Genomic DNA, 7,028 nt, shown 5'->3' with positions numbered 1-7,028 from the left:
GGGGGACTTCGAGGGGCCGGTCGCCGCGTGGCGGTTCCGCGTCGCCGACGACGAGGCCGGCGCGGGCGTCGCGGGCCCGGCCGCAGCACCGGGCCCGGACCCGGCCGCCGCCGCGGCCACCCCCGGCTGGCGCGGCCCCGACCCCCGCGCCTGGGCGTCCTCCCTCGACGAACCCGCCTACGTCGCCGCCGTCCGCGCGGTGCGCGACGCGGTCCGCGAGGGCGACGTCTACCAGGCCAACCTCTGCCGGGTGCTGTCCGCCCCGCTCCCGGCGCGCGACGGCCGGGAGCCCGACGCCCGGGCGCTCGGCGCGCGCCTGGCGGCGGGCAACCCCGCGCCCTACGCCGGCGGCGTGCACGTGCCGGCCGGGGGAACGGTGCCGCCGGTGTGGGTGGTCACGGCGTCGCCCGAGCTCTACCTGCGGGTCGAGGGCGGCTGGGTCACGTCGGCACCGATCAAGGGCACCGCGCCCACCGCGGCCGGGCTGACCGCGAAGGACCGCGCGGAGAACGTGATGATCACCGACCTGGTGCGCAACGACCTGCAGCGGGTGTGCGAGCCGGGCACGGTCGAGGTGACGACGCTGCTCGGCGTCGAGGAGCACCCCGGGCTGGTGCACCTCGTGTCCACGGTGCGCGGGCGGCTGCGCGCGGACGTCCGGGACGGCGCGGACCTGTGGGCGCTGCTGCTGGGGGCGACCTTCCCGCCGGGGTCGGTGTCGGGGGCGCCCAAGTCGTCGGCGCTCGACCTGATCCGCCGGCTGGAGCCGGTGCCGCGCGGGCCGTACTGCGGCGCGGTCGGGTGGGTCGAGGTCGGCGCGGGCGGCGCGGTCCGCGCGGAGCTCGCCGTCGGCATCCGGACGTTCGTCTGGCGCGACGGCGTGCTGCGGTTCGGCACGGGCGCGGGGATCACGTGGGGGAGCGACCCCGACGCGGAGTGGGCGGAGACGGAGCTGAAGGCGCGGCGGCTCGTGGGCCTCGCGTCCGCGGGCCCGGTGGCAGGATGACCGCCGTGGCGAGCGTCCTGTGGGCCGGCGGCCGGCTGCGCGACCCCCGCGAGCCCGTCGTCGCGGGCACCGACCCCGGCTACGCGACGGGCCTCGGCCTGTTCGAGACCTGCGCGGTCAGCGGCGGCCGGGCGTTCGCGCTCACCCGGCACCTGGCGCGCCTCGCGGCGTCGAGCGCCGCGCTCGGGCTGCCGGCGGTCGCGGACCACGCGGTCCGGGAGGCCGTCGCGGCGGTGCTCGCGGCAGGCGGCGACGAGGTGGGCCGGCTGCGCATCACGGTGAGCCCGGGCGCCCCCGGCCCGGACGGCGACGCCGAAGCGGACCCGGTCCTCGTCGTGACCGCCGCCCCCGCCCCGGCCCGCGGGCCGGCGCACGTCGTCCGGTCCGCCTGGGTGCGCAACGAGCGCTCGCCGCTCGCCGGCCACAAGTCGACCTCCTACGCCGCGGACGTCCTCGCGCTGGCGGCGGCGACCCGCGCGGGCGGGAACGAGGCGCTGCTCGCCAACACCCGCGGGGCGCTGTGCGAGGGGGCGACGTCGAACGTGCTGGTGGAGCGCGGCGGCGAGCTCCTGACGCCCGCGCTGTCCTCCGGCTGCCTGCCGGGCGTGACGCGGGCGCTGGCGCTGGAGTGGGCGGCCGGGGCGGGCCTGCCGGTCCGGGAGGCCGCCGGGGACGAGCTCCCGTGGTCGGTGGTCGCGGACGCGCGCGCCGGCGCGGCCGGGCTCGCCCTCGCCGGTTCCCTCCGCGGGGTGGAAGGGGTCGTGGCGGTCGAGGGCACGCCGACGGCCGTCGGACCGGTCACCGCGGAGCTGGCGCGGCTGTTCCGGGCGCGCGCGGCGGACGACCTGGACCCGTAGGCCCGGGACCCGCGGGGCGACGCGTCAGGCGGTGAGCAGCGCCGCGATGAGGGCGGCGATCTCGCCCTCCATGCGGTCGCTCTCGGTGCCGAGCGCGACGAGCTGCTCGGTCGCGGTGAGGAACCGCTCGAGGGGCTCGGACGGGGACGCGAGCAGCGCGCTGCCCTCGATGCCCGTGAGCGAGACGAGCGTGAACATCGGGTCCTCGTCGCGCCACACCTGGACGTCGCCGCAGCCGGCGGGGTCCTCGGCGTCGGCGAGCATGCCCTGGAGCAGCAGCTCGCGGCCGAGCAGCCACACCGAGGTGGACTGCGGCGAGGTGAACACGGCGCGGACCGTGTAGGGGTCGCTCACGCGGTACGACAGCTCCGCGGTGACAGGCAGGACGCTGGCATCGGAGCTGATGAGCTGCATGGCGACGGTCTCGACGACGTCGTACGAGCGCTGGGCCACCGCATCCTCCTTCACACACGTCTCGCGAGAAGACCATCATGACGCACGGGTCGCCAGGAGCGGAGGTCCCGGGCCGAACTTCACCCACCCGGACGCCTCACCCGCCGCCCGTCCCGGACGAGGGCGCGCGACCCCGCGGGGCGGGTCCCGCTCCACGAGCGGGGTCGCCGCGCCGATTTCGGATCCGCGCCCCCGGTCGGGTAATGTTCTCGTCTGCCGGGCGATTGGCGCAGTGGTAGCGCGCTTCGTTCACACCGAAGAGGTCACTGGTTCGAACCCAGTATCGCCCACCGGCTCGAAGGCCCCGGTCCCGCAGCGGACCGGGGCCTTCGTCGTGCCCCGACCTCGCGGCGGGGCCCTCGACCGGGTGACCGGTCGGTAGCATCGACCCGGACCCCGCGCGCGAGGCGCGGGCCCGACCGGAGGAGACCCCGCAGTGTCCGAGCTCATCACCCTCACCGTCGACGGCACCAGCACCACGGCCGAGGCGGGGACCACGGGCACGGACCTGTTCGCCGCTCGCCGCGACGTGGTCGTCGTGCGGGTCGACGGGGACCTGTGGGACCTGTCCCGCCCGCTGCCCGACGGCGCGGTCGTCGAGGCCGTCACGGTCGACTCGCCGGACGGCCTGGCCGTGCTGCGCCACTCCGCGGCCCACGTGCTCGCGCAGGCGGTGCAGGAGGTCAACCCGAAGGCGAAGCTCGGCATCGGCCCGCCGGTGACCGACGGCTTCTACTACGACTTCGACGTCGATGACCCGTTCACCCCCGAGGACCTCAAGGCCCTCGAGAAGGTCATGTCGCGGATCGTCAAGGAGAACCAGACGTTCCGCCGGGTCGAGGTCACGGACGACGAGGCGCGCGCGCTGGCCGCGGACGAGCCCTACAAGCTCGAGCTGATCGGGCTGAAGTCCACCGCGGACACCGCGGGTGAGGGCGCGTCCGTCGAGGTCGGCGCCGGCGGCCTCACCTACTACCAGAACGTGCGCGGCGCGGGCCGGGAGTCGGAGACGGTCGTCTGGCAGGACCTGTGCCGCGGCCCGCACGTGCCCAGCACCAAGGTGCTCGGCAACGGCTTCCAGCTGACCCGCTCGGCCGCCGCGTACTGGCGCGGGTCCGAGAAGAACCCGCAGCTGCAGCGGATCTACGGCACGGCGTGGCCGACCAAGGACGAGCTCAAGGCCTACCTGGAGCGCGTGGCCGAGGCCGAGCGCCGCGACCACCGCCGGCTGGGCACCGAGCTCGACCTGTTCTCGTTCCCGGACGAGATCGGCTCGGGCCTGGCGGTGTTCCACCCCAAGGGCGGCATCATCCGGATGGAGATGGAGGAGTACAGCCGGCGCAAGCACGTCGAGGCCGGCTACTCGTTCGTCAACTCCCCGCACATCACCAAGCAGCAGCTGTTCGAGATCTCGGGCCACCTGGACTGGTACGCGGACGGGATGTACCCCCCGATGCAGCTGGACGAGGAGCGCGACGCCGAGGGCAACATCAAGCGCGCGGGGCAGAACTACTACCTCAAGCCGATGAACTGCCCGATGCACAACCTGATCTTCGACTCCCGCGGGCGCTCGTACCGCGAGCTGCCGCTGCGGCTGTTCGAGTTCGGCACGGTGTACCGGTACGAGAAGTCCGGCGTGGTGCACGGCCTGACCCGCGCCCGCGGCTTCACCCAGGACGACGCGCACATCTACTGCACCCGCGACCAGATGAAGGGCGAGCTCACCAGCCTGCTCACCTTCGTGCTCGACCTGCTCAAGGACTACGGCCTGGACGACTTCTACCTGGAGCTGTCCACCCGGAACCCGGAGAAGTCGGTCGGCGAGGACGCGGCCTGGGAGGAGGCGACCGAGACGCTGCGCCAGGTCGCCACCGAGTCCGGCCTCGAGCTGGTCCCGGACCCGGGCGGCGCCGCGTTCTACGGCCCGAAGATCTCGGTCCAGGCGAAGGACGCGATCGGCCGCACCTGGCAGATGTCGACGATCCAGCTCGACTTCAACCTGCCCGAGCGGTTCGACCTCGAGTACACCGGCGCCGACGGCACCCGCCAGCGCCCGGTGATGATCCACCGCGCGCTGTTCGGGTCGATCGAGCGGTTCTTCGCGGTGCTGACCGAGCACTACGCGGGCGCGTTCCCGGCCTGGCTCGCGCCGGTCCAGGTGCTCGCGGTGCCGGTCGCCGAGCCGTTCGAGCCGTACCTCGAGGACGTCGTGGCCCAGCTGCGCGCCCAGGGCATCCGCGCCGAGCTCGACCGGTCCAGCGACCGGTTCGGCAAGAAGATCCGCAACGCCAGCACGCAGAAGATCCCGTTCGTGCTGATCGCGGGCGGCGAGGACGCCGAGGCCGGGGCGGTGTCGTTCCGGTACCGGGACGGCCGCCAGGAGAACGGCGTGCCCGTCGCGGAGGCCGTGCAGCGCGTCGTGACCGCGGTGCGCGAGCACGCGCAGGTCTGACCCGGTGACCGCGCGCGACGACGGCTCGGGGGAGCCGGCGGTGGAGGACGCCGCCGGCCTCCCGGGCGTGCCCGACGGCTTCGGCCGGCTGTGGACCCCGCACCGGATGGCGTACATCGGCGGGGAGAACAAGCCCGCCGACGGCGCCGAGGGCGACGGCTGCCCGTTCTGCCGGGTGCCGTCGCTGTCGGACGAGGACGGCCTGGTCGTCGCGCGCGGCGCCGTCGCCTACGTCGTGCTCAACCTCTATCCGTACAACGGCGGCCACGTCCTGGTGGTCCCGTACCGGCACGTCGCCGACTACACCGACCTGACGCCCGCGGAGGTCGCGGAGGTCGCGGGGCTGACCCGCACCGCCATGCGCGTGCTGCGCGCGGTCAGCGGGCCGCACGGCTTCAACCTGGGCATGAACCAGGGGGCCGTCGCGGGCGCGGGCATCGCGGCGCACCTGCACCAGCACGTGGTGCCGCGCTGGTCGGGCGACAGCAACTTCCTGCCGATCGTCGGCCGCACCCGGGCGCTGCCGGAGCTCCTGCACGACACCCGGGCGCGCCTCGCGGCGGCCTGGCCGGCGGACGACGACGTCGCCGCCGGCGACCAGAAGGGATGACCGGCCCGTGCTGAACGGACTGCGGGGGGCCATGACGCGGCTCTTCACCCCGGTGGCGGACGCGCTGCTCAAGCGCGGCGTCTCCCCGGACGCGGTGACCATCACCGGTACCGTCGCCGTCGTCGCGGCGGCGCTGTGGCTGTACCCGACGGGGCACTTCCTGGCGGCGAGCCTGGTCATCGCGCTGTTCGCGCTGACCGACAGCCTGGACGGGGTCATGGCGCGCCGCGCCGGCCGGTCCGGGCCGTGGGGCGCGTTCCTCGACTCGACCCTCGACCGGTTCGGCGACGCGGCGATCTTCTCCGGCCTGGTGCTGTGGTTCGTGCACGGTAGCGACTCGTCCTGGGCGGGCTGGGGCTCGGGCCTCGCGCTGGCGTGCCTGGTGCTCGGCGCGATCGTGCCGTACGCCCGGGCGCGCGCCGAGGGGCTGGGGATGACGGCGGCGGTCGGGATCGCCGAGCGCGCCGACCGGCTCGCCACGGTGCTGGTCGCCACGGCGCTGGTCGGGGTCGGGGTGCCGGAGCCGGTGCTCGTCGTGGTGCTCGGCCTGCTGGCGGCGGCGTCGTTCGTGACGGTCGTGCAGCGGATGCTGACGGTCCGGCGCCAGGCGCTGGGGGCGGCGTGAGGCGCCCGCAGGTGGACGTCGCGCGGCTGTTCGCGTTCGGGTGGCGGGTCGTCGGCAAGGTCCCCGACCCCGTGGTGCGCGGCGTGTTCCGGCTGGTCGCCGACGTGGTGTGGCTGCTCCGCGGCGCGGGCGTCCGGCAGCTCGAGGCGAACCTGGGCCGGGTGCGCCCCCAGGCCCGGCCGGAGGAGGTCCGCCGGCTGAGCCTGCTCGGCATGCGGTCGTACATGCGGTACTACGGCGAGTCGTTCGCGCTGGTCGGCGCGAAGCCGGAGCAGATCGACGCGCGGGTCCGGCTGGTCGACCCGGGCGAGGTCGTCGCGACCATGAACCAGGGCCGGATGGTCGTCATGGCGCTCGGCCACCTGGGCAACTGGGACCTGGCCGGCGCGTGGGCCACCCGCAACCTGGGCCGGACGGTCACCGTCGCCGAGCGGCTGAAGCCCGAGGCGCTGTTCCAGGAGTTCCTCGCGTTCCGCGAGGGGATCGGGCTGGAGATCATCCCGCTGTCCGAGGGCGGCGCGGGCGGCGGCGTGTTCCGCGAGCTCGTCCGGGTGGCCCGGCAGCCCACGCCCGGCCTGATCCCGCTGCTGGCGGACCGCGACCTCACCGCCCGGGGCGTCGAGGTCGACCTGTTCGGCGAGCGCGCGCGGGTCGCGGCGGGCCCGGCCGCGCTGGCCGTGTCGACCGGCGCCCCGCTGTGCGCCACCTCGATCACCTACGAGCGGCTCACCGGCGCGCGCCGGCGCGCCGCCGGGACCGCGTGGGGCGTCGTCATCGAGTTCGGCCGGCTGCTGACCGTCCCCGAGGACGTGCCGCGGTCCGAGCGGGTCGCGGCGCTCACCCAGGCCTGGGTCGACGACCTCGGCCGCGGCATCGCGCGGGCCCCCCAGGACTGGCACATGCTGCAGAAGGTGTTCGTGGCCGACCTCGACCCCGAGCGGTACGCGAAGACGCTGGCGGCGGAGGCCGGGGGAGCCGGCGCCGGGCGGGCCGCGCGGTGATCGCCGGCCTGGCCCCCGGGCCGT

The 7,028-nt window shown here is 75.4% G+C and carries 7 protein-coding genes and 1 tRNA gene; 7 read left to right on the top strand and 1 reads right to left on the bottom strand.

The window, feature by feature from the left end:
• Both VER05_RS18925 and VER05_RS18920 read left to right on the top strand, forming a co-directional pair.
• Positions 1-1,006: anthranilate synthase component I family protein (locus VER05_RS18925; RefSeq protein ID WP_324846857.1), on the top strand; the 1,006-nt coding region annotated here is incomplete at its 5' end.
• Positions 1,007-1,011: 5 nt separating this feature from the next.
• Positions 1,012-1,863, top strand: a complete 852-nt coding sequence (locus tag VER05_RS18920) for an aminotransferase class IV (protein ID WP_324846856.1) — start codon at positions 1,012-1,014, stop codon at positions 1,861-1,863.
• Between the two features lie 24 nt (positions 1,864-1,887).
• Here the strand turns inward: VER05_RS18920 and VER05_RS18915 are convergent, their stop codons facing one another.
• Positions 1,888-2,316 (bottom strand): SsgA family sporulation/cell division regulator, encoded by a 429-nt coding sequence (locus tag VER05_RS18915; protein ID WP_154728987.1) that lies wholly within the window; start codon positions 2,314-2,316, stop codon positions 1,888-1,890.
• A gap of 218 nt (positions 2,317-2,534) precedes the next feature.
• Between VER05_RS18915 and VER05_RS18910 the strand changes: the two genes are divergently transcribed.
• The 5 genes from VER05_RS18910 to VER05_RS18890 all read left to right on the top strand — a co-directional run bounded on the left by VER05_RS18910 (position 2,535) and on the right by VER05_RS18890 (position 7,004).
• A tRNA-Val gene (locus tag VER05_RS18910) sits at positions 2,535-2,606 on the top strand.
• Between the two features lie 146 nt (positions 2,607-2,752).
• Positions 2,753-4,768: a threonine--tRNA ligase gene (gene thrS / locus VER05_RS18905; protein ID WP_324846855.1), complete on the top strand. Its 2,016-nt coding sequence runs from the start codon at positions 2,753-2,755 to the stop codon at positions 4,766-4,768.
• Positions 4,769-4,772: 4 nt separating this feature from the next.
• Positions 4,773-5,378: an HIT domain-containing protein gene (locus VER05_RS18900; protein ID WP_324846854.1), complete on the top strand. Its 606-nt coding sequence runs from the start codon at positions 4,773-4,775 to the stop codon at positions 5,376-5,378.
• 7 nt (positions 5,379-5,385) lie between these two features.
• Positions 5,386-6,003, top strand: a complete 618-nt coding sequence (gene pgsA, locus VER05_RS18895) for a phosphatidylinositol phosphate synthase (RefSeq protein WP_324846853.1) — start codon at positions 5,386-5,388, stop codon at positions 6,001-6,003.
• The gene (locus tag VER05_RS18890) at positions 6,000-7,004 is read left to right on the top strand and encodes a phosphatidylinositol mannoside acyltransferase (protein ID WP_324846852.1); all 1,005 of its coding nucleotides are present in this window, start codon (positions 6,000-6,002) and stop codon (positions 7,002-7,004) included. Before pgsA ends, VER05_RS18890 begins: the two co-directional genes overlap by 4 nt.
• The last annotated feature ends 24 nt before the right edge of the window (positions 7,005-7,028 follow it).

It is taken from the genome of Cellulomonas sp. (assembly GCF_035634735.1).
GTDB lineage: Bacteria > Actinomycetota > Actinomycetes > Actinomycetales > Cellulomonadaceae > Cellulomonas.
This window is presented reverse-complemented; position numbering and strand designations above follow the sequence as displayed.